Source organism: Methylobacterium sp. FF17 (genome assembly GCF_025813715.1).
Lineage (GTDB): Bacteria > Pseudomonadota > Alphaproteobacteria > Rhizobiales > Beijerinckiaceae > Methylobacterium > Methylobacterium flocculans.
Genome location: NZ_CP107532.1, coordinates 480,904 through 505,181 on the forward strand (window position 1 = coordinate 480,904; position 24,278 = coordinate 505,181).

Consider the following 24,278-nt stretch of genomic DNA (forward strand, 5'->3'; position numbering starts at 1 on the left):
CCTCCGGACCTAGATATTTCTTCATCAGCTTCATGGCTAAAATTTATCAGTGGCTCGCAGCGTTCCGGCGCTGGAAGCGACGGCGCAGGAACACGGAGAGCAGCGCGAAGGCGGCGAGCGCCGCCAGCCCCGCCATCATCTTCGGCGTGACCAGGGCGCGCAGGGTCAGGGCGTTGTCGCAATCGAGGCCGCCGGCCGCCAGGCAGGCGGCCTTCGCGCTCTCGTGGGCCAGCACCACGTCCTCGATCGCCGCGCCGGTGGAGGCGTAGACGAAGACGCCGGGCAGGAGCCCGAACAGGGTGGCGAGCACGAAGGTGCTGCGCTTCACCCCGAAGGCGGCGGGGGCGAGGTTCGTCATCCAGAACGGAAAGATCGGCAGGAGCCGAAGGAAGGCGATGTAGCCGAAGGCATCCGCTCGGAAGCCCGCGGCGAGACCGGCGAGGCGCGGCCCCGCCCGCCGCAGCAGGAGTTCGGAGGCCGGGCCGCGCCCGATGGTGAAGACGATGGCCGCCCCCGTCGTGGCCGAGGCCAGGGCGATGAGGGCGCCGGGCACGATCCCGAACAGGAAGCCGCAGAGCATGGTCAGGAACAGGGAGGCCGGCACCGAGACGACCACCGCCCCGACATAGACGAGGTAGGCGACCACCATCGCGCGGAACCGGTCCTCCGCCACCCAGGCATTGAGCCAGGCGCGCGAGGCCAGCAGCCGGTCGAGGCTGAGGAGGTGCGAGGCTCCCGAGACGAGGACGGCCAGCGAGGCACAGACCAGCAGCAGGAGGGGAAGCCAGCGCAGGACGCGCCGCAGCCCGCCGCGCCCGGCCCCCGAAGGCGTCGCCGTGCTCACCCGGGCTTGCGCATCCGCAGGATCTTGAAGAACCCGCCCGGGAAGGTCGGCGCGACGCCGATGAACTCGACGCCGTGGGCGCGGGCCCAAGCCTCGATCCGGGTCGACTTGAAGGCGGAGGACCAGCCGATCTTGGTGCAGAGCGGCGCCACGATCTCCTCCACCTTCGCGAGGGTGCCCGCGTTCTGGCCGAAATGGTTGGCGAGCACGATCTCGCCGCCCGGCCGCACCACGCGCAGGAACTCCGAGAGGGCGGCCTCCGGATCCGGCACCAGGGTGATGAGGAACTGGGCCACAACCGCGTCGAAGCTGGCATCGGCGTAGCCGAGCCGGCAGACATCCATCACCTGGAGGCCGCGCACGTGGTTCAAGCCCCGGCGCAGGACCTTGGCGCGGGCGCGCTTCAGCATGTCCTCGGAGAGGTCGACGCCGCAGACGAAGCTGGAGGCGGGGTAGTAGCCGAGCGACAGCCCCGTCCCGACGCCGGCTTCGAGGATGCGCGGGCCGCAGGCGACGGCCGCCTCCACCGCGTCACGGGCGGCGGGCTCGGTCAGCTTGTCGTAGACGACGTCGTAGACGGGCGCCCAGCGCGCATAGGCCTTGCGCATCAGGGCGGTGCTCGGACCGGCCTCCCGCGGCTCGCTCAGCATGTCGATCTCGAAGTCCTGTGAAGGGGTGAGGGGTGTCGGACCGCCGGTTCCGCCTCAGGCGGCCTCGGCGGCTCCGGTCGCCAACGCGTCGACGCGGCGGATGGTGCCGCCGCCGAGGACGCGCGCGCGCGGGCCCTCGTCGGCATAGATGACGCAGGCCTGCCCCGGGGAGACGCCGTCCTCGGGCGTCGCCAGCACGATCTCGGCGGTGCCGTCCCGGGCATCGCGGGTGAGCAGCGCCGGCCGGGGCTCGCGGGTGGAGCGCACGCGCACCGCCACCGCCCGCTCGCCGGTGTCGGCGCTTCCCCCGAGCCAATTCAGGTCGCTCAGGCGGATCCGGGTGGTGGCCAGGGCCTCGCGCGGGCCCACCACCACGCGGGCGGTCTCGGGCTCCAGGCGGATCACGTAGAGCGGCGCGCCGACCGCGAGGCGCAGGCCCTTCCGCTGGCCGACCGTGTAATGGATGATGCCGTCGTGCCGGCCGAGCACCTGGCCGCCGAGGTCGACGATGTCCCCGGGCCGGGCCGCGTCGGGGCGCAGGCGCGCGATCACGTCGGCGTAGCGGCCCTGCGGCACGAAGCAGATGTCCTGGCTGTCGGCCTTCTCGGCCACCGCGAGGCCGAGGTCGCGGGCGAGGCGCCGGGTCTCGTCCTTGGGCAATTCGCCCAGGGGGAAGCGCAGGAAGTCGAGCTGCTCGGCCGTGGTGGCGTAGAGGAAGTAGCTCTGGTCGCGGGCCGGATCGAGGGCGCGGTAGAGCCCGCGTCCGCCCGACGCCTCCGGGCGGCTGGCCACGTAATGGCCGGTGGCGAGGCAGTCCGCCTCGAGGTCGCGGGCGGTGCTCAGGAGGTCGCGGAACTTGATCGAGCGGTTGCACTCGACGCAGGGGATCGGCGTCTCGCCCGCGAGGTAGCTCTCGGCGAAGCGGTCGATCACCGATTCGCGGAACCGGTCCTCGTAGTCGAGGACGTAGTGCGGGATCGCCAGCGCCTCGGCGACGCGGCGGGCATCGTGGATGTCCTGGCCGGCGCAGCAGGCGCCCTTGCGGTGGGTGGCGGCGCCATGGTCGTAGAGCTGGAGCGTGATGCCGACGACGTCGTAGCCCTGGCGCTTCAGGAGCCCGGCCACGACGGAGGAGTCGACGCCGCCGGACATGGCGACGACGACGCGCGTCTCGTGCGGGGCCTTGGGAAGATCGAGGGAGTTCATCGCACCGGACTTTGGTCGGGAGGGGCCGGTCGGGCCCCGCGCGAGAGTCTATAGCGATCCTCGGGCGCGAGTTCCAGGGAGGGCCTGGCCGCGCCCTCGGCGACGGGGATCGGCCAAAGCTGCCGGGATGCGGGCAGGTTTTGCCGGGCGCGCCGCGAAGATCCAAGATGCCCCGGAAATCTGCGTTGTTTCACAGTCGCTTGGCCGCGCCGGTCTCTGGCCCCACACTTGCGGAAGCTTGCGCACGGAGGAATGCGGCGCATGGCTTTATCGAGGATCGACAGCGAGGGGCCGGCGTTACGTCCCGGTGCGTCGATGGCCGCCCGGCCGCAGCGGCGCGCCACCGAAGCCTTCACGATCAGACCGGAGGAGCGGAACGCGGCGCCGTCGCGGGCCGAGGTCACCGCCCCGCGCAGGCCCGCCGCCGAGGCCCCGCGCCGGGACGCGCTCCGCACCACCGCGGACCGAAACTCCGAGGCGCCGGCGGCCAAGTCCACGCAGAAGGCCACGCAGAAGGCGACGGACGCGCCCCGCGCACGGGCCGAGCCCACCGGGCGCGAGGCCGGGCAGCCCGCCTCCTCGAAGGTCCCCACCCCCCGGCAGGCCCCCGATACCCCGGGGGACACCCCCGTTCCGGCCGCCTCCGAGGCAGTCGCCCAGGCCACCGTCGAGGGGGAGACGGCGAAGGCGTCCGCCGAACCGGAGGAGGTCGAGGAAGGCCGCGAGGGCGCGACGGAAGCCGCCGCGCCGACCTCGATCCCGCTGCCCCCCATCCTGGCCCAGACCCCGCCGCCGGGCGTCCCGGGCCTGACGCCGCCGCCGACCTCCGGCCAGGCCCCCACGGGCGCGTTCCAGGCCGGGTCGCCGCAGGCCGCCGAGGCCGTCGCCGAGGGGGCGGCCCGGGAGGCGATGTCCGGAGCCCCCGTGGCGCTGCGCATCCAGGGCCAGGCCGGACGCGGCGATTCCGGGGACGGCGACGGCCAGGCGGGGAACAAGCCCGAGGGCGAGGCCGTCGCCCTCCCGGCGGTCGCCGAGGCCCCCACCGGCGGCTCCGCGCTGGCGGATCTCCTGCCTGCCCCGGCTCCCGGAGCGCATGGCCGGACGGCGGAGGCGGCCGCGCCGGCCCCCGCCGGCGCCGGCCCCACCGCGCCGGCCGAGGCGCCCGTTCCCCTCGGCGCGGTGCCGATGACCATCGGCCTGCGCTCGCTCGCCGGCAGCAACACCTTCGAGATCCGCCTCGACCCCAAGGACCTCGGCCGCGTCGAGGTCAACCTCGCCATCGACAAGGACACGGGCACGGTCCAGGCCACGCTGGTGGTCGACCGGCCCGAGACCCTGGCGCTGCTCCAGCGCGACGCCGGCAACCTCCAGCAGGCCCTGTCCCAGGCGGGCCTCGACGCCCCCGACGGCAGTATCAGCCTGAGCCTGCGCAACGACGGCGGTGCCGCGTCCGGCGGCTCGGGCAACGGCGACCAGCCTGCCGGCACCCCGGGCCGAAACCGGCGCGACGAGTCCAGCGACATTTCCCTGCCCGCCGCCGTTCCGCTGCGCCTCTACGGCGGCGGACGCGGCCTCGATATCCGCATCTGAGGACCCGATCCCATGGCTTCCGGCATCAGCACCGCCACGAGCACGGCCTCGACGGGCACCACGCAGAAGACCTCCTCGCAGGAACTCGCGGGCAACTTCACGCAGTTCCTCACGCTGCTCACCACGCAGCTGAAGAACCAGAACCCCCTCGACCCGATGGACACCAACCAGTTCACCCAGCAGCTGGTGCAGTATGCCGGCGTCGAGCAGCAGCTGAAGTCGAACGACCGGCTCGACTCCATCCTCGGCAACGCCAAATCGTCGAGCGCCGCCTCCGCCACCGGGTTCATCGGGCAATCGATCACCGCGGACGGGCGCACGACGGCCCTGAAGGACGGTAAGGCGAACTGGACCCTGACGCCGGCCCGCGCCGCGACCCAGGCCACGATCACGATCAGCGACGCCAAGGGCAACGTCGTCGCCACCCAGACGAAGGCGCTGGCGGCCGGCGCGCAGTCCTTCGCCTGGGACGGGCGCTCGTCCAGCGGCTTCACCGCCGCCAACGGCACCTACGCCATCAAGGTGGATGCGGTGGACGCCACGGGCACCAAGATCGCGGTGGACACCAAGGTCAGCGGCACCGTCGACGGCGTGGATCTGAGCGGCACGGAACCGGTGCTTCTGCTCGGGACATCGCGCGTCCCGGTCTCCACCGTGCAGAACATCGGAGCCGGGTTATCCACATGACGACCTGACCGAATCCAATGTGAGCGATCCGCTTCAAGATATCTTAAGCGGGCAGGACTAGCTTCAGAACTCGACAGGTCAGTCGAGTTGTAGAGCGTATCATGACCGAACCAAGCCGCCCGAGAGTGAAATACGTGATCGGGCCTGATGGAAGTCCGTTAACCATTGCGGATCTTCCGCCGATCACCACGCGCCGATGGGTCATCCGTCGCAAAGCCGAAGTGGTCGCCGCCGTGAGGGGCGGACTTCTCAGTCTCGAGGAAGCATGCCAGCGCTATACCCTCACCACGGAGGAATTCCTGAGCTGGCAGTTCTCCATCGATCAGCACGGGCTGGCAGGACTGCGCACCACGCGCATCCAGCATTACCGCCACTGATCTGACGACCGTCCGGGTCTTCGATGACCCCCTCGGTCCCATCCGGATTGAAAAGCCGCGTCCCTCACCCGGGCGCGGCTATCCCGTTTCCGGTGCCCCGCCTGGGCTCCCGCGCCCCGTCACACTGGACCCGTTTCGGCATCGGGTGCCGTGCCGCCCGGCCAACGGCCGGCGCCGCGCGCTCGCGCGGGCTGCCCTCCGGGCGCATTTCGTGGACCCGGGTGGCGCGAAGCCGGGTGCCGCGTCCGGCTTCGTTCGAACACGTTAACGCGATGCTAACCATGACCTGGGCAAATTTTGCCGGGCGAGCGCGGAGGGTCCGTCGCCGCGTGTCGGGTGGGTGCGTCGCTTCGTGAAACCGGTCCTCGACCTCGTGACCAAGCTCGGCCCGGCGCGCCTCGCCGCCATGGCCGCCGTCACGATGACGCTGATCGGCTTCTTCGCCTTCGTGATCCTGCGGGTCTCGAAGCCCGACATGGGCGTCCTGTTCGCCGACCTCTCCATGTCGGATTCCTCCGCCGTGATCCGCGACCTCGATGCGCGCGGCATCAAGTACGAGACGCGCGGTGACGCGGGCCAGACCATCCTGGCGTCCCGCGCCGACCTTCCCCGCCTGCGCATGGACCTGGCCGGCAAGGGCCTGCCGAGCCAGGCGGGCGTCGGCTACGAGATCTTCGACAAGGGCGATGCCTTCTCGTCCACCAACTTCGTCCAGAACGTGAATCACCTGCGCGCCCTGGAGGGCGAGCTGTCCCGCTCGATCCGCGCCATCGGCCGGGTCCAGGCGGCCCGCGTCCACCTGGTGATCCCGGAGCGCCGCCTGTTCGAGCGCGACCGCGAGAGCCCGAGCGCCGCCATCGTGCTCAAGCTGATGGGGGACCTCGACCCCTCGCAGGTGCGGGCCATCCGGCACCTCGCCGCCTCCGCCGTGGAGGGCCTGAAGCCCGAGCGCGTCTCCATCGTGGACGAGCGCGGGCGCCTGCTCGCCGACGGCGCGCGCGGGGCCGAGGCCGAGGGCGGCGCCGGCATGGAGGAGAAGCAGGTCGGCATCGAGCGCCGCCTGCGCACGCAGATCGAGGAGATCATCGCCGGCATCGTGGGTGCCGGCCGCGCCCGCGTCCAGGTCAGCGCGGAGCTGGACCTCAACCGGATCGAGAGCCGCTCGGAGAGCTACGACCCGGAGAGCCGGGTGGTGCGCTCCACCCAGACCCGCAGCGAGAATTCCCTCACGGGCGGCGCGGAGGGGGCGGTGAGCGTCGGCAACGAGTTGCCGGGGGCCAACCAGCCCGGCCCCAACCCGGCCCAGAAGGATTCCACCAACAAGAACGAGGAGACCACCAACTACGAGATCTCCCGCGTGACGAAGACCGAGGTCGCCGAGGGCGGCCGGGTCAAGCGGCTCTCGGTGGCGGTGGTGGTGGACGGCGCCTACGTGCCCGGCCCGGACGGCAAGCCCGTCTATCAGCCCCGTCCGGCGGCGGAGGTCGACCGCATCGCCGCCCTGGTGCGCAGCGCCATCGGCTTCGACAAGGCCCGTGGCGATCAGGTCGAGGTCGTCAACCTGCGTTTCGCCGAGACCCCGGCCCAGGCCGAATTCATCGAGCCGACCCTGGTCCAGTCGCTGCTGTCCGTCTCCCGGGATGAGATGATGCGGATCATGGAGCTTGCCGTGCTCGGCATGCTCACGATCATCGTGATGATGGCGGTGGTGCGCCCGCTGCTCAAGAAGGCGCTGACCTCCGAGCCGATCCAGGTCGCCCTGGTCTCGGGCGCGGGGGCGGCCGGGGCGGCCGCCGCCGGCGAGGCGATGCTGGCCCCGCCCGACAACCCCACCGCGCGCCTCGTCGACTTCGCGCAGCTCAACGGCAAGGTCCAGGCCGAGACGGTGCAGCGCGTGGTCGACATGGTCCGCGCCAGCCCCAGCGAGACCGTGGAAGTGCTGCGCAACTGGATTCACGAGAACTGATGTCGATCGCCCTTCACCGTTCCGCGAGGCGCTGAGCCCATGTCGTCGGGATTGAACCTCCAGGCCGAGCTCGCCAAGGGCAGCAACGGCGCCTTCGGGGCCATGACGGGCGCCCAGCGCGCCGCCGCGCTCCTGCTGCTGCTCGGCGAGAACGAGGGCGCGCCGATCTGGCAGATGCTGGACGAGGACGAGGTCAAGCTCGTCTCGCACGCCATGGTGCAGCTCGGCTCGCTGGAGGCCGAGACGGTCGAGCGCCTCATCGTGGACTTCGTCTCCCGCCTCTCGTCCGGCGGCGGCATCACCTCGAACTTCGAGCGCACGGAGTCGCTGCTCCTCAAGATCTTCCCCTCCGACCAGGTCTCGGCGATCATGGCGGAGATCAAGGGCGCTTCGGGCAAGCGCGTCTGGGCGAGCCTGACTCAGATCGACCCCGAGATCCTGGCCTCCTTCCTGCGCAACGAGTACCCGCAGACCGTGGCGGTGGTGCTCTCGAAGGTGCGCTCGGACTACGCCGCCAAGGTGCTGACCATCCTGCCGGAGGAGTTCGCCATCGACGTCCTCAACCGGATGCTGCGGATGGAGACGGTGCAGAAGGAGGCCCTGCGCCACATCGAGGAGACCCTGCGCGTCGAGTTCGTCTCGACCATCGCCCAGACCACGCGGCGCGACGCGCACGAGCTCATGGCCGACGTCTTCAACGCCTTCGACCGGCAGACCGAGGGGCGCTTCCTCACCGCCCTCGACCAGGCCAATCGCGGTTCGGCCAAGAAGATCCGCCAGCTCATGTTCACCTTCGAGGACCTGCTCAAGCTCGATGCCGGCAGCGTCCAGACCCTGCTGCGCAAGGTCGACAACGAGACCCTGTGCCGGGCGCTCAAGGGCGCCGACGACCGCGTGCGCGGGTTCTTCCTGCGCAACATGTCCACCCGCGCGGCCAAGAACATCACCGACGAGATGGGTTCGCTCGGCCCCATCCGCCTCAAGGACGTGGACGAGGCCCAGGCCAAGATGACCGAACTCGCCAAGGAGCTGGCCGAGAAGGGTGAGATCATGATCGCCAAGTCGAGCGGCGAGGAGGAACTGGTCTATTGAACGCGCGCCGCTTCCTCTTCGACACCGATTTCCGCCCCCGCGCGGACCATCCCGCCCAGGCTCGGGAGGCCACCGCTCTCGCGGAGGCGGTGGCGCGCGCCGAGGCCGAGGGCCATGCGCGCGGCCTGCGCGAGGGCCAGGCCCTGGCCGAGCAGCAGATCCAGGCCCGGCTCTCGGACGCCATCACCCGCCTCGGCCTCTCCGCCGCCGGCCTCCTCGGCCAGTCCGACGCCCGGGACGTCGCGCGCGAGGACGAGGCGATGGACTTCGCCATCGCGCTCGCCCGCAAGATCGCCGGCGAGGCCCTCGACGCCCATCCCCTCGCCGCCATCGGCGACACCGCCCGCGCCGCCCTGCAGCACCTGCGCGGGGTGCCCCACCTCGTGGTGCGGGTCCACGAGAGCCTGGTCGACGAGGCCGAGGCGCTGGTGAAGCGGCTGGCCCGCGAGCGCGGCTTCGAGGGCCGCCTGGTGGTGCTCGGCGAGCCGGACCTCGCGCCCGGCGACGCCCGCATGGAATGGGCCGATGGCGGCGTGGTGCGGGACCGCGCCCGCATCGAGGCCGCCGTCCTCGGTGCCCTCGGCATCGTCCCCTGAACCGCTCCGAGACCCTGAAAGACCGCCATGTCCGACGATTTCAGCCTGCCCCAGCTCAACGGATTGGACGCCTCGTTCGACGGGCTCGGCACCGAGTCGATCCGCGAGACGCCCACCACCCCGAAGAGCGCCGCCGATCTCGAACAGGTCTTCGACGTGCCCGTGATGGTCTCGGCGGTGCTCGGCTCCTCGCGCATGCCCATCGGCGACCTGCTGCGGCTCCAGCCCGGGGCGGTGCTCGAGCTCGACCGGAAGGTCGGCGAGGCCATCGACATCTACGTCAACAACCGCCTCGTGGCGCGCGGCGAGGTCGTCCTCGTGGAGGAACGCCTGGGCGTGACCATGACCGAGATCATCAAGAGCGACCACTGACCCCTTTCGGCCGCCGCGCGCCGGCGCGAAGCCACATCTGACGGAGACCCTGGGCCATGCGGCTACTCATCATCGGACGCCTGAACGGCGAACTGATCACCGCCTCGAAGATCGCCATGAACCGGGGCGCCGCCGTCACCAACGCGGAGAGCCTCAGCCAGGGCCTCGCCGTGCTGCGGGCCAAGGGCGCCGACCTCATCATGATCGACGTGGCGCTGGCGATCCGCGACCTCGTCACGGCGCTGGCCGACGAGCGCATCCGCACCCCCGTCATCGCCTGCGGGGTCGCCACCGACGCCAAGGCGGCGGTCGCCGCGATCCAGGCCGGCGCCCGGGAATACATCCCCCTGCCCCCGGATCCGGAGATGATCGCGGCGGTGCTGCAGGCGGTCTCCGAGGACGGACGCGCCTTCGTCTGGCGCGACGCCTCCATGGAGAAGGTGGTCAAGCTCGCCGAGCAGGTGGCGCGTTCGGAAGCCTCGGTGCTCATCACCGGCGAGAGCGGCACCGGCAAGGAGGTGCTGGCCCGCCACGTCCACGGCCGCTCGAACCGCGCCAACCGGCCCTTCGTCTCCGTGAACTGCGCCGCCATTCCCGAGGCGCTGCTCGAATCGGAGCTGTTCGGCCACGAGAAGGGCGCCTTCACGGGGGCCGTCGCCCGGCGCATCGGCCGGTTCGAGGAGGCCAACGGGGGCACGCTCCTCCTCGACGAGATCTCCGAGATGGACGTGCGCCTGCAATCGAAGCTGCTGCGCGCCCTCCAGGAGCGGGTGATCGACCGGGTCGGCGGCACCGCGCCGGTGAAGGTCGATATCCGCGTGCTCGCCACCTCGAACCGCAACCTCGTGGAGGAGGTCCGCAAGGGCACGTTCCGCGAGGATCTCTATTACCGCCTCAACGTCGTCCACCTGCGCCTGCCGGCCCTGCGCGAGCGTCCCGCCGACATCCTAGAACTCGCCGCCTACTTCGCGCGCAAGTACGCCGAGGTGAACGGCCTGCCCGTGCGGCCCCTGAGCGCCGAGGCCCAGGGCATGGTGCGCGCCAACCCGTGGCGCGGCAACGTGCGCGAACTCGAGAACACGCTTCACCGCGCGGTGCTGCTCGCCTCCGGCTCCGAGATCGGCGCGGACGCGATCCTGACCCCGGAGGGCGACAGCATCGCGCCCGTCTCGGCCGGTCCCGCCGAGCGCGCCGCCCGGGTGGCGGAGGCCGCCACCCGCGGCCTCGTCGGCCAGACCGTGGCGCAGGTCGAGTGCGACCTCATCCTCGACACCCTGGACCATTGCCTCGGCAACCGGACCCACGCCGCCAAGATCCTCGGCATCTCGATCCGGACCCTGCGCAACAAGCTCAACGAATACGTGGATGCCGGCCTCTCCGTGGCCGAGCCCGGCAGCGTGCGGGCGGTGGCGGCCTACGGCTGAGGGCTCAGCCGGGCTCGGACGCCATCTGCGCCGAGTGGGCCCGCTCGAGCTTCTCCAGGGAGAGGAAGCGGGCGATGTCGGCCTCGACGTTGCGGATCGTCTCCTCGACGAGGTGCTGCTGCAGGGCGACGCGCGCATCGTCCGGCTCCAGGCCGTCGCGGGCCTGCAGGCGCGCCACCGCCTGCTTGACCACGCCGTAGACCGTCTCCCGCTCGGCACGGGGCATGGTCGGGTTCACGGCGCGGGCGATGAGATTGCTGAACTCGGACATGGCGTCGGTCGGGATACCGGGTCGGGCGGGGTGGCGGTCAGAGGCGCTGGTCGTTCACGCCCGCGATGATCATCGCGATCGAACTCCAGATCACCAGGCAGCAGAAGAACACCACCATCGTGGCGTGGCCGCGCATGGGATAGAGCGAGTCGACGGGCAGGGACGGCTCCACGAAGGTGGCGAGGAAGATCTGCTGCTTGCCCGACGCGATGCGCGCGCGGTCGACCATGAGGTTGGCCGATTCGTTGAGCTTCGTCGCGATGGTCCGCTCGATCTGCAGCCCCTCGTATTCGAGCAGGGCGCGGGTGATGTTGTTGCCCGGGTCCACGTCGGTGGCGCCGTCGGTGGTGAGCTGGTCGGTGAGCTTCTTGATCTGCTGGTCCAGGGCGGCGATCAGCAGGACCAGGTTCTGGATGCTGCGCGACTTCTCGTCGAGGGCCGAGGCGCGCAGCACCACGAGGTCCGATTCGGCCTTGTAGCGGTCCTTGCGCAGGGTGCCGATCGTGGTCAGCGTCGTCTCGGCGGACTTGATCGGGTCGATGATGCCCCAGCGGTTGCGGAACGTCTGGAGCGCCAGGTGCGCCTTGCGCAGGCGGTCCTGCGCCCGGGCCGCGTCCGCCTCCGCATGCACGAGCATGTCGGCCTGGGCGCGCCGGGAGATCTCGTTGACCAGGGTCTCGCTGCGCGTCACCACGGCCTGGGCGATGGCCAGGGCATCCTGCGGGGTGAAGGCGCGGACGTTGAGGGTGATGATGCCCGAGATGACCTCGATGCGCGTCTGCACGTGCTTGCGCCAGTAGAGCACCAGCTCCTCGATGGGCTGGTTGGTGTTGTAGCGCTCCCAGAAGTCGGCCTCGGGGCGCGAGAACAGCTTCGACACCTTCAGGCTGTCCTCCACGGCCGAAACCAGGGGCTGGCTCCGGATGAAGTCCCGGACGATGAAGCTGTCCTGGGAATTGTGCTTCTGGATCAGCCCGGAGAAGTTGCCGCCCGGACTCTCGTCCATCGGCTCGACGTTGCCGCGAATGGCGAACTGCGCCGTGGCGATGTACTGGTCGGAGGCGAAGGCATAGAAGTACAGGGCCGCCAGCGCCGTCGGCAGCAGCACGAAGATGCCGAAGTGCTTCAGCACGCCGGCGATGATGTTCTTCGGCTTCGTGGCGGGCTGGCGGATGATCGGCAGGCGCCGCCAGTCCAGCCGCTCCCGCGCCCGCCGCAGCAGCGAGACAGACCGGCCGGGCGCGACCGGCTCGACCGTCTCGGCATTCCGCCGCAGGTCGGGCACCGAGCGCAGCGCGAGGTCGATCACCCCGCGCAGGCGGTCCGTCTGCTTGGGCTCGTCGAGCTTCATCTCTTCAGGTTCCCAGAACTCGGCTCGACACGTCTGCCCGCGCTCCGGCGCGGCGCGGCAAGGATGCCATGACCGACGCCATTACCGGCCGCATGGGCCGCGATCCCCCTCGGGCCGGACGACGCTGCAAATGGTCACGCTGGTGGAGCCCCCTCGACACCGTGTCGTTGTCCCGCCGCATCCCGTGTTTTTCGGCCCTTTTTAAGGCGTCGCTGTTCGCGTAACGGGGGAGCCGGGCGTCGCGCGGGGATGACCCACTCGAGGATGGCATGGACATCAAGGACGCGGGCGCGCTGCCGCCGGCCCGGATTCGCGTAGCCCGGGCCAAGTTCACCGAACTCGTGCTCGTCTGCACGAAATGCGTCAAGCGCCAGGGGCTCAAGAAGGGCTCGCTGCGCAGCCGCCTCAAGCGCGAGTTGAAGGCGCGCCCGCTCGCGGGCAAGCCCCGCGTGGTCGAGGTCGGCTGCCTCGGGCCCTGCCCGAAGCGCGCCCTCGCGGTCGCCACAGCCGAGAGCCTGGCCAAGTGGCGCATCCACCTGATCGATCCCGCTGCGACGCCCGCCCAGGCGGTCGATGCGCTGTTCCCCGATTTCGGCCCCAAAGGCACCCTAACGCAGGCCGCGATCGACGCCCGGCGCGACGGGACCTGAGAAGGCGACGGGACCTGAGAGGGCGGGACCTGAGAGGATAGGACAGGACGCTTGACCGAACCGATGCGACAGGCGGCCGTCCCCGCGCGGGGGCTGGGCCGGGCCTTCCTGCGACGGCTGCCGCTCGTCGGCACCCTGCTCGGGCTCGCCCTCGGCACCTGGCTGGTGGCGACCAACGACCTCACGGCCATCGCGGACGCCTTCGGCCGGGTCGGCGCAGCGGGGCTCGCCGCCATCGTGCTGGTCCGGGTCGCCATCCTGGTCCTGTGCGGCCTGGCCTGGGGGCAGACCATCCAGGGGCTCGCCGGCCTGGGCCGGGCGGGATCCGGCGCCTTCCTGGTGCTGCGCTTCGTGCGCGAGGGCATCAACGTGCTGCTGCCCGTGGCCTCCGTGGGCGGGGACGTGGTGGGCGGGCGCCTGCTGACCTTCTGGGGCGCCACAGGGGCCCTCGCGGCGGCCTCCATCCTCGTGGACATGCTGTTCCAGGCCGGGACGCAGGCCGCCTTCGCCCTCCTCGGGGTCGGGCTCCTGATGCAGGTCGGCGGCGAGGCGGCGCAGGCGCTCGCCGCCTGGGGCCTGCGCGCCCTGGCGGTGACCGCGCTCCTGCTCGGCGCCTTCCTGGTGGCCCAGCGCAGCCCCGTCCTGCGACGGGCAGCGCAGCGCGTCCTCGCCTCCCTGCGCCGGACCCTGCGCGGACCGGCCGCCGACGCGCCCGCCGGCGGCGGCGTCTCCGCGGCCCTCGACGCGATCTGGGCGCCCGGGCGCTGGCGCAGCCTCACGGCCTCCGTCGTGCTGCACGGGGCGGCGTGGCTGCTCGGAGCCGCCGAGATCGGGATCGCGCTCGCCTGCATCGGGGTCCACGACGTCGGGATCGCCGAGATCCTCATCATCGAGGCGCTGAGCCAGGCCATCAAGTCGGCCGCCTTTCCGGTGCCGAGCGGCCTCGGGGTGCAGGAGGGCGGCTTCGTCCTGCTCGGCAGCCTGTTCGGCATCGATGCCGGCACCGCGCTCGCCCTCTCGCTGGTCAAGCGCGTGCCCGACGTGGTGCTCGGCCTGCCCGCCCTGCTCGTCTGGCAGAACCTCGAAGCGCGGCGGGGCACGATCCTGCCGCCGCAGGCTTAGGGGCGGCGCGCATGCGGTCCCCTTCGAGCGCGCCCGCCGTCTCCGGCGGTGCGCTGGCGAGCCTCGCCCCCGTGGCGGCCCTGCTCGGCAGCATGGTCTCCCTCGGCGTCGGCACCTCCTTCGCCAAGCCCCTGTTCGCGACCCTCGGTGCGGAGGGCACCACCGCCCTGCGGGTGGGCCTCTCGGCGCTGATGCTGCTGGCCCTGTGGCGCCCCTGGCGCCTGCGCCTGACGCGGGCTGATCGCGGCGCGCTGCTGCTCTACGGCGCGGTGCTCGGGGCGATGAACCTGCTGTTCTACCTGTCCCTGCGCACGATCCCCCTCGGCCTCGCCATCGCCATCGAGTTCTCCGGTCCCCTCGCCCTCGCGCTGGCGACCTCGCGGCGGGCCGGCGACTTCCTCTGGATCGGCTGTGCGGTCCTCGGCCTGTCGCTCCTGCTGCCGGTGAGCGGCCTCTCCACCGGGCTCGATCCCACGGGGGTCGCCTGCGCGCTGGGGGCCGCCCTGTGCTGGGCGCTCTACATCATCTTCGGTCAGCGCGTCGGGCATCTCCCCGGCGGTCCGGCCGTGGCCCTCGGCATGTCGGTGGCGGCGCTGGTCGTGATGCCCTTCGGCCTCGCCGCCGCGGGCACGGTCCTGCTCGACCCGGGCATCCTCGCCGTCGGGCTCGGTGTGGCGGCGCTGTCGAGCGCCCTGCCCTACACGCTGGAGATGGTCGCCCTGAAGCGCCTCACGAAGCAGAGCTTCGGCGTGCTCCTCAGCCTGGAGCCCGCCATTGGCTCGCTGGCGGGTCTCGTGATCCTGGGGGAGCGCCTCGCGCCCACCGAATGGCTCGCCATCGCCTGCATCGTCGTGGCCTCCGTCGGCAACACGGTGAGCACGCACCGCCGGCGGAACGCGCTGGCGGCCCCGCCGCCGATGGTGTGAGGCGGGATCCGGGGGGCCGCTTCGGGGCCGCGCGAACCGAATTGTCGTGATTCCTCGTTCGCCCGGAAGGCTGTCGTCGTCCCACCTCTCGCGGAACACGCAGGTCCCCTCTCCTTCGGGAGAGGGACAGGGTTTGGGGCGTGAGTTTTCCGGAGAGGGACCACACCTCACCCCAACCCTCTCCTTTCAGGAGAGGGATCGCGGTCGTGCTTCACGAGCGAACCGGGATGATCCGCACGACGACGTTCTCCCGGAAGGCTCTCGCCGCTCCACCCCTGGAGTAACCCGCGGGTCCCCTCTCCTTCGGGAGAGGGACAGGGTGAGGTGCGTGGCCTTTCCGGAGAGGGACCACACCTCACCCCAACCCTCTCCTTCCAGGAGAGGGAGCGCGGTGGTGCTTCACGAGCGAACAGGGATGGCGTGTATCCCGTCGTTCTCCCGGAAGGCTCTCGCCGCTCCACCTCTGGAGACACCCGCGGGTCCCCTCTCCTTCGGGAGAGGGACAGGGTTTGGGGCGTGGCCTTTCCGGAGAGGGACCACACCTCACCCCAGCCCTCTCCTTTCAGGAGAGGGAGGGCGGTCGTGCTCCATCACCGAACCGGATTTGTCGTCAGCCCTCCTTCTCCGAAAGCTTCACCGCCAGACCTTTCGAGGAACCCGCGTCAATCCTCTCGACCTTGCGAACCCATCAACCGCGAGCCGCGTCAGATGCCGGCCCGGCAGCACCGAGGCGGGCGGGTCGAAGCAGTCCCGCCGCTGCGCTCCTCACGCCCCGTCGAGGGTCGCCACGATCGCATCCAGGGCCGTCTTCAGCCCCTCCTCCACCGTCGGGTGGTAGAAGGGCCGGTCGAGAAGGTCCCGCGCCGACAACCCGTCTTCGATCGCCAGGGCGAGGAGATGGGCGAGGTGCTCGCATTCGGGGCCGAACATCTCGGCGCCCCGGAGGCGGCCGGACCGGTCGGCATGCAGGCGCAGGCCGCCGGCGTTCTCGCCGTGGATCCGGGCCCGGCCCTGGTCGCCGAAATCCACGGTGCCGAGGACAAGGTCCGGATCCTCCGCGTCGTAGGGTGTGCCGACGCTCGCCGCCTGGGGCTGGGTGAAGACCATGGCGAGGGGTGTCCAGCGCCGGGGCGCCGCGACGGCCTCCCGGCCGGACGCCACGAGCCGGGCCGCGTTGGCGCCGGCGATGCGCCCCTGGCGCGAGGCCTCGTGCAGGACCGGCCGCTCGGCATTGGCGTCCCCGGCGATCAGGATCGGCGCGCCTGCGCAGAGCAGCGTGCGCGCATCGAACTCCGGCAGGCCGTCTTCATCGCGGGTGAGGTCCGTGGCTTCGAGCCCGAGACCCCGGACGTTCGGGGGCCGCCCGGCGGCGGAGAGCACCTGGGCGAAGCGGCCGGAATGCGTGTCCCCTCGCGCGTCCGTCCAGTGCAGGCACGCCCCGTCGCCATCGCCGTCGCCGTCGACCGCGCCCGCCGTCACGGTGGAGCCCAAATGCAGGGACATCTCCGCGCCGAAGATCCGCGCGGCCTCGGCGGCGAGCCCGTCGTCGCGTAGGGACGCGAGGTGCGTGCCGGGATCGAACAGGCTGACGGCGACGCCGAGGCGCGCCATCGCCTGGGCGATTTCGATGCCCACCGGGCCGCCGCCGAGTACCGCCAGGGAGGCCGGCAGGTCCGCGATCTCGAACAGGGTGTCGGTGGTGAGCACGCGCGCGCCGAGATCGGCCAGGGCCTTCGGTACCGCCGGGCTCGACCCCGTCGCGATGATGGCGGCGCGAAAGCCGAGGCGCGTGTGGTCGTCGATCGCCAGGGTGTCGTTGCCGGTGAAGCGGGCGCGCCCGTCGATGCGGGCGGAGGCCGGGATGCGCGCGACGCCCTCGCACACGCCGGCGACGAAGTGGTCGCGCTCGCGGCGCAGGCGCACCATCACGGCGCGGCCGTCGACCCGCACCGGGCCGGCCTCGACCCCGAAGCGCCCGGCGTGGCGCGCGCCGTGCGCGGCCTCGGCGGCGGTGACGAGGAGTTTCGAGGGCATGCAGCCGACGCGGGCGCAGGTGGTGCCGCCGGGCCCCGCCTCGATCAGCACGGCGTCGGCGCCGGCCTCGCGGGCGGCGTGGAAGGCGGCGAGCCCGGCGGTGCCGGCCCCGATCACCGCGACGTCACAGCTTCGCTCGCGCATTCTTCGCCCCCCCGCCGCAGGTCGGCGCGGCGGCGGGCCAACCCGGTGTCCCGCCGAACGTTCCTGGGGGCCCGCTCACATCTCGGGCAGGTCCGTCGGTCAGGCAGGTCCGTCGGTCAGGCAGTGCGTCAGTCGGGTTCGGCGAGGAGGGCTTCCACGAAGGGGGTGAGGCCGGTGCGCCGCGCCCGCTTCAGGCGCTCGGCGATGAGGATGCCTTCGAGGGACCGGAAGGCATCGTCGAGGTCGTCGTTGACGATGACGTAGTCGTACTCGCTCCAGCGTTGGATCTCCAGGCGGGCGTTGGCGAGGCGCTTCTCGATGGTATCGGGGGAATCCTCGGCCCGGCGCTCCAGGCGGTGGCGCAGCTCGGCGAGGGAGGGCGGCAGGATGAAGACCGTGACCACGTCGTCGGTGAGCTTGGCCCGCACCTGCCGGGTGCCCTGGTAGTCGATGTCGAAGATCATGTCCCGGCCGGCGCCCAGCACCTTCTCCACCGGCTTGCGCGGGGTGCCGTAGAAATTGCCGTGCACCTCGGCGCATTCGAGCAGGTTGTCGGCGCCGCGCAGGGCGTCGAAGGCCTCGCGGTCGATGAAGTTGTAGTGCTTGCCGTCGATCTCGGAGGGGCGACGCTGCCGGGTCGTCACCGAGATCGAGACGTCGAGTCCCCACGTGTGATCGGACGCCAGTTGGCGCGTCAGCGTGGTCTTGCCCGCCCCGGAGGGCGAGGACAGGATGAGGATGAACCCGCGCCGCCCGATCGTCGTGGCCTGCATGCTCGGAAAAACCTACTCGACGTTCTGAACCTGCTCCCGGAATTGCTCCACCACGGCCTTCAAGTCGAGTCCGATCCGCGAGAGCGTGACGTCGCCGGCCTTCGCGCACAGGGTATTGGCCTCGCGGCCGAGCTCCTGGGCCAGGAAATCGAGCTTGCGGCCGACGGGGCCGCCGGCGGCGAGCAGGTCGGCGGCGCTGGCGAGGTGCGCGCGGAGACGGTCGAGTTCCTCGCGGACATCGGCCTTGGCGGCGAGCAGCACGGCCTCCTGGTGCAGGCGGTCGGGGTCGAGGCCGCCGGCCTCCGTCAGGCTGGCGACGGTGGCGGCGAGGCGCGCCTTGACCGCCTCGGGCCGGCGGGCGGGGCAGGCCTCGGCGGCGGCGGTGAGGCGGGCCATCTCGGCGAGCTGGCCCTCGACGACGCCCTTCAGCGCCCGCCCCTCCGCGCGGCGGGCCTCCACGAGGTCGGCGACCAGGCGGACCACGCCCTCGGCGAGGTCCCGGGCGAGCGCCTCGGTGTCCGAGCCCGGCTCCTCGTCGGATTCGATGACGCCCCGGATGCCGAGCAGCCCGTCGAGGCTCGCGGGCGCCATGCCCTCGGGGCGCGGCACCCGGGCGACGGCGGCGGCGAGCTCGCCGAGCAGCGTCTCGTTGATGCGGACGCGGGGCGCGGCCTCGGGGCGGGTCAGGGCGAGGGAGAGCTGGCACTGGCCGCGGGCCAGGGTCTTCTGCAGGGCGGTGCGGGCGATCTCGCCCACCGCGTCGTAGCCGTTCGGCACGCGCAGGCGCACGTCGAGGCCGCGCCCGTTCACGCTGCGGACCTCCCAGGCCCACTGGACCGGCCCGCTGCTGCCGGCGGCGCGGGCAAAGCCCGTCATGCTGGAGAGGATCATGCCGCCGGACTCCCTACGGCTGCCGCAGCACGGGCACGCTTTTCGGCGAATTCAGGTCGAAGGTCTTGTTGCGCAGGGGGTCGAGGCGGGTGCCCTCGGAGGCGTCGAAGGCCTTCGGACGGGGCCCGCCCGGCTCGGCGCCGCCGGCGAAGTTGGTGCCCTCCGGCGCGTAGGCCGAGGCGGTGCCGGGGACGCTCGCCGCCCCCGGCGGGTCGGCCTTGTCGACCGCCATGTCCGGCGCGGGCGTCTGGCGGGCCTTCTCAACCTGGCGCCAGCGGGCGACGTTGCGCGAATGGCCCTCCAGGGTCTCGGCGAAGGCGTGGCCGCCGGTGCCGTCGGCCACGAAGAACAGGTCCTTGGTGCGCGAGGGGTTGGCCACCGCCTCCAGGGCCGCGCGGCCCGGATTGGCGATCGGGCCCGGCGGCAGGCCCTCGATCACGTAGGTGTTGTAGGGCGTGGCGCGGTCGATCTCGGAGCGCTGGATGCCGCGCCCCAGGGTGCCACGCCCGCCCACGAGCCCGTACACGATGGTGGGGTCCGATTGCAGCTTCATGCGCTTGTTGAGGCGGTTGACGAACACGCCGGCGACGCGCGGGCGCTCGTCGGCCCGGCCCGTCTCCTTCTCCACGATGGAGGCCAGGGTCACCATCTCGGCGGGGGTCTTGACCGGGATCTCGGCCGAGCGGCGCAGCCAGATCTGGTTCAGGACCTCGCGCTGCTTGGCGCGCATGAGGTTGACGATCTGCTGGCGGGTGGCGCCGCGCTCGAACTTGTAGGTGTCGGGCAGGAGCGAGCCCTCGGGCGGGATCTCGTTGATGTCGCCGCTGAGGATGTCGTTGTCGTTGAGGCGCACCACGATCTGCTCGGAGGTCAGCCCCTCCGGGAAGGTGATGGCGTGCTGGACCTGCCGGCCCGAGGACAGGGTCTCGATGGCGTCGCCGATGCTGGCATGGGACTTGAAGGTATACTCGCCGGCCTTCAGCGCCTTGCCCGAGAGCCGCGCGGCCCATTCGAACAGGGCGGTGTGGGCGATGACACCCTCGCGGGCCAGCGCCTCGGCGATCTCGGAGGTGCCGCTGCGGGGCGGGATCACCACGACCTTGTCGGCGGGCAGCGGCCCCGGCTCCTTGGTCTGGCGCTCGAACAGGGTCACGCCGATCATCACCGCGATGGCGAGCACCACGGAGGCGGTGAGCAGGCCGGAGATGCGGGCGAGCAGACCGCCGCGCTCACGGACCGGCCGCTGGGGCGGCGGCGGCGCGGCGGTGGGCTTGATCGCCTCGGACGGGCTGCGCGGCGACAGGCGGTTCGGCAGGGCCGGCTCGTCGGCGGGGGTCGGCGTCACCGCCGGGGTCTTGTCGCGCTTGCGGAAGAACATGGACATCCTGTTCGGGCCTCAGGTCCCCGCCCCGGCCGCCGCCGGATGTTTTGGGGGATTTCGTGCGCCCGAGTCGAGGGGTCGGGCACACGGGGCGGGCAGTTTGGCGCGCGAACTTGGTGGGTTTTGTGGCGGAGCGAGGCTCAGAGCGACTGACTTCGGTACAGAGCTGGATGAAGCGATGTTAAATGACCTTTGGAACGTCGGCCTTTCCGAGCCGCTCCGTCATCCCGGGGCCGCGCAGCGGAGCCCGGGATCCAGAAACACAGTTGGTGAAAGACCTTGCACCGTCAGCGGTTCTGGATTCCGGGCTCGCCTGCGGCGCCCCGGAATGACGATCGTGCAACGAACGAAAGCATTGCGTCCCGCGAAAAGTGGATTGCACGCAGGAGTAGCACTCGATAGACTGAGTGAGCTGATGAGCAAATATGATTGGCAATAACTATCGAATAGGGAAGTTGTAGTGGAAGCAATAAAGGCGGTTGGATACCCTGGCAGCTGGTTCGCGAAAATCGGAGAGGAACTTCTTCCGTGCGTCCACCAAGAGAGGATTACAGATGGCGTCTACATGGAGCCCCACGTAAAGGCTAGTAAGGGCAAGTGGCCAAAATTCTTGGCCGCAATCAAGGATGGACGAAGGGTGGCTGTGACACGCAGCGTCATGAAAGACGGCGAGCCCAAACGACGGGCTGGCTATATCGCCGTATATCGCATTGAAGACTTCACCCTCGATGGAACGACGATGCAGTTCCGAGTTGGCGAATTTTTGCAAGCACTGAAGTAAGCGAGAAAGCTCACTCCACCCGCCGCATCACCGTGTTCGCAATGGTCCCACCAAACCCAAACGAATTCGACGGTACCGTATCCACGCGCTTGGCCTCGCGCGGTACGATGTCGATGGCAGCCCCGACGGAGGGGCTGTCGAGGTTGCGGGTCGGCGGGAAGAGACGGGGCGGGTGGATCAACCCCAACAGGCCCCCTCTCCTGGAAGGAGAGGGTTGGGGTGAGGTGTGGTCCATGTCTGGAGAGGTCACACACCTCACCCTGTCCCTCTCCTTACAGGAGAGGGGACCCGTGCTTCACGACCAACGAACGGAAACGTGCAAAGTGGACGTTAATCCACCCGCCGCATCACCAAGCTCGCATTCGTCCCGCCAAACCCGAACGAGTTCGACAGCACCGTATCCACCCGCTTGCGCTTGGCCTCGTGCGGCACGAGGTCGATCGCGGTTTCCACGGAGGGGGTGTCGAGGTTGAGGGTCGGCGGGAGGATGCCGTCGCGGATGGCGAGGATCGAGAAGATGGCTTCCACGGAGCCGGCGGCGCCGAGGAGGTGGCCGATCGAGGATTTGGTAGAGGACATCGAGGCGCGTGCCGCGTGCTCGCCCAGCAGGCGCTCCACGGCCTTCAGCTCCAATTCGTCGCCCATGGGCGTCGAGGTGCCGTGGGCGTTGATGTAGTCGAGGTCGCTGGCCTGGATGCCGGCGCGCTTCACGGCGGCGCTCATGCAGCGGAAGGCGCCGTCGCCGTCCGGGGCCGGCGAGGTGATGTGGTAGGCGTCGCCGGTCAGGCCGTAGCCGATGACCTCGGCGTAGATCTTCGCGCCGCGCGCCTTGGCGTGCTCGTACTCCTCCAGCACCACCACGCCGGCGCCCTCGCCCATGACGAAGCCGTCGCGGTCCTTGTCGTAGGGGCGCGAGGCCTTGGTGGGGGCGTCGTTGAAGCCGGTGGAGAGGGCGCGGCAGGCGGCGAAGCCCGCGAGCGCGAGGCGGTTCACGGGGGATTCGGCGCCGCCCGCCACCATGACGTCGGCATCGCCGAACTGGATCAGCCGGGCCGCGTCGCCGATGGCGTGGGCGCCGGTGGAGCAGGCCGTGACCACCGCGTGATTCGGGCCCTTGAGGCCGTGCGCGATGGAGATCTGGCCCGAGGCGAGGTTGATGATTCGACCGGGGATGAAGAAGGGCGAGATCCGGCGCGGCCCCTTGTCGTGCAGGGTCACCGAGGCGTCGTAGATGCCGCCGATGCCGCCGATGCCGGAGCCGACCATGACGCCGGTGGCGCACTGGTCCTCGTAGGAGGTCGGGTGCCAGTCGGCGTCGTTCAGGGCCTCGTGGGCGGCGGCCATCGCGTAGACGATGAACGGATCGACCTTGCGCTGCTCCTTCGCCTCCATGACGGCGTCGGGGTTGAAGCTGCCCGCGCTGCCGTCACCGAAGGGAACCGAGCAGGCGATGCGGCAGGCGAGATCGTCCACCGGGAACGCCGTCACGACCTTGGCGGCGGACTCGCCGGCGATCAACCGGCTCCAGGTGGCTTCGACTCCGCTGGCCAGCGGCGTCACCATCCCCAAGCCTGTCACTACGACCCGACGCATCGTACGTTCCCGAACCAGTCCCATCGACAAAAACGGATGGCGCGCGGGGCCGAGACCGACCCCGCTCGCGCGCGACCCGGTGTGGTTTAAGCGGAGTTCTTCTCGAGGAACTTCACCGCGTCGCCGACCGTCTGGATGGTCTCGGCGGCGTCGTCCGGGATCTCGACGTTGAACTCCTCCTCGAACGCCATCACGAGCTCGACGGTGTCGAGGCTGTCGGCGCCGAGATCATCGATGAAGTTCGCGCCCTCGACCACCTTCTCCGGCTCCACGCCGAGGTGCTCGACAACGATCTTCTTCACGCGCTCAGCGATATCGCTCATCGGTCTTGGTCCTTAGCTCTTCAAGGTCGAGGTGGTGCAAGGTCTTGGCAGGTGCAAGGTCTTTGCAGGTGAAGGTGCCGTGACCGCCGTCCCATCCCGGGACGTATTCGAGAATGGCGGCCGGTGTGTTCGATGGCGCGTTTCGGTCAAGTCGCCGTACTTGTCCAGCCGGTGACCCGTTTTTTTCAAACTCCCGCAACGCGCTGAATCGGCACCCCCCTCGCACGGCAGGCCGGGTGTTAACACAGGGTTCCGACGCTGGCGAGGGCCGGTTCACAACCCGTTCATCGCTGTGGCTTTTTCGAGCCAATCGGGACTTTTTTCGGGTGTGCGGTGCAGCAGGAATCCCCCTCCCCCTTGCGGGGAGGGGTCAGGGGTGGGGGTGTCGGCGCCAGCGCACGTCGACGACCCGCGAGCTCGCACCCCCACCTCCAACTCCTCCCCGCAAGGGGGAGGAGAGCCGGTTCCGGGGGGTGAGAGCCGGTCGTGCCTCACACCATCGCCATGCCGCCGTTCACGTGGAGGGTCTGGCCGGTGACGTAGGCGGCCTCGTCCGAGGCGAGGTAGATCGCGGCCGCCGCGATGTCGGTGCCCGTGCCCAGCCGCCCCATGGGAACGCGGCCGAGGATGCCCTCGCGCTGCTTCTCGTTGAGGGCGTCCGTCATCGGCGAGGTGATGAAGCCCGGCGCGATGCAGTTGACCGTGAGGTTGCGGGTGGCGACTTCCGCCGCGAGCGCCTTGGTCATGCCGACGAGGCCGGCCTTGGCGGCGGCGTAGTTCACCTGCCCCGGATTGCCGGTGGTGCCCACCACCGAGCCGATGTTCACGATGCGGCCGTAGCGGCGCTTCATCATGCCCTTCACGGCGGCCCGCGAGAGCCGGAAGGCGGCCGAGAGGTTGACGGCGATCACCGCGTCCCACTCGTCGTCCTTCATGCGCAGCACGAGGTTATCCCGGGTGATGCCGGCGTTGTTGACGAGGATGTCGAGGCCGCCGAGCGCCGCTTCGGCCGCCGGCACCAGGGCCTCCACCGAGGCCTTGTCGGAGAGGTCGCCGGCCACGACGTGGACGCGCTCGCCCCCGAGCTCGGCCGCGAAGGCCTCCAGGGCCGCCTGGCGGGTGCCCGAGATGGCGACGGTCGCCCCCTGCGCGTGCAGGCCCCGCGCGATGGCGCCGCCGAGGCCGCCGGTGGCGCCGGTGACGAGGGCCTTGCGGCCGGTCAGGTCGAACATGG

Annotated in this window: 24 protein-coding genes; 11 read left to right on the forward strand and 13 right to left on the reverse strand. The window is 70.8% G+C overall.

What is annotated here, in order from left to right; genetic code table 11:
* Positions 1-46 precede the first annotated feature (46 nt).
* The 3 genes from OF380_RS02120 to mnmA are packed head-to-tail and all read right to left on the reverse strand — an operon-like array spanning position 47 to position 2,700.
* Positions 47-844, reverse strand: coding sequence for a TVP38/TMEM64 family protein (locus OF380_RS02120; RefSeq protein ID WP_264049149.1), 798 nt, complete (start codon positions 842-844; stop codon positions 47-49).
* Positions 841-1,494, reverse strand: a complete 654-nt coding sequence (locus OF380_RS02125; RefSeq protein WP_264049150.1) for a class I SAM-dependent methyltransferase — start codon at positions 1,492-1,494, stop codon at positions 841-843. Before OF380_RS02125 ends, OF380_RS02120 begins: the two co-directional genes overlap by 4 nt.
* A gap of 54 nt (positions 1,495-1,548) precedes the next feature.
* On the reverse strand, positions 1,549-2,700 hold the full coding sequence (gene mnmA / locus OF380_RS02130) for a tRNA 2-thiouridine(34) synthase MnmA (protein ID WP_264049151.1): 1,152 nt from the start codon (positions 2,698-2,700) through the stop codon (positions 1,549-1,551).
* Positions 2,701-2,961: 261 nt separating this feature from the next.
* Here mnmA and OF380_RS02135 point away from each other — a divergent pair, with 261 nt between their 5' ends.
* The 8 genes from OF380_RS02135 (at position 2,962) to flbD (ending at position 10,804) form a co-directional block, all read left to right on the forward strand.
* Positions 2,962-4,290, forward strand: coding sequence for a flagellar hook-length control protein FliK (locus OF380_RS02135; RefSeq protein ID WP_264049152.1), 1,329 nt, complete (start codon positions 2,962-2,964; stop codon positions 4,288-4,290).
* Positions 4,291-4,302: 12 nt separating this feature from the next.
* Entirely contained in the window at positions 4,303-4,977 is a 675-nt protein-coding gene (locus tag OF380_RS02140; RefSeq protein WP_264049153.1) for a flagellar hook assembly protein FlgD, read from the forward strand.
* Between the two features lie 101 nt (positions 4,978-5,078).
* The gene (gene sciP / locus OF380_RS02145; RefSeq protein ID WP_163641852.1) at positions 5,079-5,354 is read left to right on the forward strand and encodes a CtrA inhibitor SciP; all 276 of its coding nucleotides are present in this window, start codon (positions 5,079-5,081) and stop codon (positions 5,352-5,354) included.
* A gap of 352 nt (positions 5,355-5,706) precedes the next feature.
* A complete protein-coding gene (gene fliF, locus OF380_RS02150; protein WP_264049154.1) occupies positions 5,707-7,320 on the forward strand; it encodes a flagellar basal-body MS-ring/collar protein FliF in 1,614 nt (537 codons plus the stop codon).
* 39 nt (positions 7,321-7,359) lie between these two features.
* On the forward strand, positions 7,360-8,412 hold the full coding sequence (gene fliG / locus OF380_RS02155; RefSeq protein ID WP_264049155.1) for a flagellar motor switch protein FliG: 1,053 nt from the start codon (positions 7,360-7,362) through the stop codon (positions 8,410-8,412).
* A complete protein-coding gene (locus OF380_RS02160) occupies positions 8,409-9,008 on the forward strand; it encodes a FliH/SctL family protein (protein WP_264049156.1) in 600 nt (199 codons plus the stop codon). The genes fliG and OF380_RS02160 overlap by 4 nt, the downstream gene beginning before the upstream one ends.
* 27 nt (positions 9,009-9,035) lie before the next feature.
* Positions 9,036-9,380, forward strand: coding sequence for a flagellar motor switch protein FliN (gene fliN, locus OF380_RS02165; protein WP_264049157.1), 345 nt, complete (start codon positions 9,036-9,038; stop codon positions 9,378-9,380).
* A gap of 56 nt (positions 9,381-9,436) precedes the next feature.
* The gene (gene flbD, locus OF380_RS02170) at positions 9,437-10,804 is read left to right on the forward strand and encodes a sigma-54-dependent transcriptional regulator FlbD (RefSeq protein WP_264049158.1); all 1,368 of its coding nucleotides are present in this window, start codon (positions 9,437-9,439) and stop codon (positions 10,802-10,804) included.
* Positions 10,805-10,808: 4 nt separating this feature from the next.
* On the opposite strand, the gene OF380_RS02175 is transcribed toward flbD, so the two are convergent.
* Together OF380_RS02175 and OF380_RS02180 are read right to left on the reverse strand one after the other, a co-directional pair.
* Complete coding sequence (locus tag OF380_RS02175; RefSeq protein WP_264049159.1) at positions 10,809-11,075, reverse strand: hypothetical protein; 267 nt, start codon at positions 11,073-11,075, stop codon at positions 10,809-10,811.
* Between the two features lie 37 nt (positions 11,076-11,112).
* Positions 11,113-12,426, reverse strand: coding sequence for a capsule biosynthesis protein (locus OF380_RS02180; RefSeq protein ID WP_264049160.1), 1,314 nt, complete (start codon positions 12,424-12,426; stop codon positions 11,113-11,115).
* A 269-nt stretch (positions 12,427-12,695) separates the two neighbouring features.
* On the opposite strand from OF380_RS02180, the gene OF380_RS02185 reads away from it, so the two are divergent.
* The 3 genes from OF380_RS02185 (at position 12,696) to OF380_RS02195 (ending at position 15,124) form a co-directional block, all read left to right on the forward strand.
* Positions 12,696-13,076, forward strand: a complete 381-nt coding sequence (locus tag OF380_RS02185; protein WP_264049161.1) for a (2Fe-2S) ferredoxin domain-containing protein — start codon at positions 12,696-12,698, stop codon at positions 13,074-13,076.
* Between the two features lie 63 nt (positions 13,077-13,139).
* The gene (locus tag OF380_RS02190) at positions 13,140-14,198 is read left to right on the forward strand and encodes a lysylphosphatidylglycerol synthase domain-containing protein (RefSeq protein ID WP_264051151.1); all 1,059 of its coding nucleotides are present in this window, start codon (positions 13,140-13,142) and stop codon (positions 14,196-14,198) included.
* 11 nt (positions 14,199-14,209) lie between these two features.
* Positions 14,210-15,124, forward strand: coding sequence for an EamA family transporter (locus tag OF380_RS02195; RefSeq protein WP_264049162.1), 915 nt, complete (start codon positions 14,210-14,212; stop codon positions 15,122-15,124).
* A 765-nt stretch (positions 15,125-15,889) separates the two neighbouring features.
* Here the strand turns inward: OF380_RS02195 and OF380_RS02200 are convergent.
* From OF380_RS02200 to fabG, 8 genes are all read right to left on the reverse strand, one after another.
* The gene (locus tag OF380_RS02200; protein WP_264049165.1) at positions 15,890-17,302 is read right to left on the reverse strand and encodes a dihydrolipoyl dehydrogenase; all 1,413 of its coding nucleotides are present in this window, start codon (positions 17,300-17,302) and stop codon (positions 15,890-15,892) included.
* Positions 17,303-17,430: 128 nt separating this feature from the next.
* Complete coding sequence (gmk, locus tag OF380_RS02205; protein ID WP_264049166.1) at positions 17,431-18,075, reverse strand: guanylate kinase; 645 nt, start codon at positions 18,073-18,075, stop codon at positions 17,431-17,433.
* A 12-nt stretch (positions 18,076-18,087) separates the two neighbouring features.
* Positions 18,088-18,966, reverse strand: a complete 879-nt coding sequence (locus tag OF380_RS02210; protein ID WP_264049167.1) for a YicC/YloC family endoribonuclease — start codon at positions 18,964-18,966, stop codon at positions 18,088-18,090.
* A 13-nt stretch (positions 18,967-18,979) separates the two neighbouring features.
* Entirely contained in the window at positions 18,980-20,344 is a 1,365-nt protein-coding gene (gene mltG, locus OF380_RS02215) for an endolytic transglycosylase MltG (RefSeq protein WP_264049168.1), read from the reverse strand.
* A 794-nt stretch (positions 20,345-21,138) separates the two neighbouring features.
* Positions 21,139-21,315, reverse strand: coding sequence for a hypothetical protein (locus OF380_RS02220; RefSeq protein WP_404810524.1), 177 nt, complete (start codon positions 21,313-21,315; stop codon positions 21,139-21,141).
* Positions 21,316-21,458: 143 nt separating this feature from the next.
* Complete coding sequence (gene fabF, locus OF380_RS02225; RefSeq protein ID WP_264049169.1) at positions 21,459-22,721, reverse strand: beta-ketoacyl-ACP synthase II; 1,263 nt, start codon at positions 22,719-22,721, stop codon at positions 21,459-21,461.
* Positions 22,722-22,807: 86 nt separating this feature from the next.
* Positions 22,808-23,044 (reverse strand): acyl carrier protein, encoded by a 237-nt coding sequence (locus OF380_RS02230; RefSeq protein ID WP_018044468.1) that lies wholly within the window; start codon positions 23,042-23,044, stop codon positions 22,808-22,810.
* A 491-nt stretch (positions 23,045-23,535) separates the two neighbouring features.
* Positions 23,536-24,276, reverse strand: coding sequence for a 3-oxoacyl-[acyl-carrier-protein] reductase (gene fabG / locus OF380_RS02235; protein WP_264049170.1), 741 nt, complete (start codon positions 24,274-24,276; stop codon positions 23,536-23,538).
* Positions 24,277-24,278 lie beyond the last annotated feature (2 nt).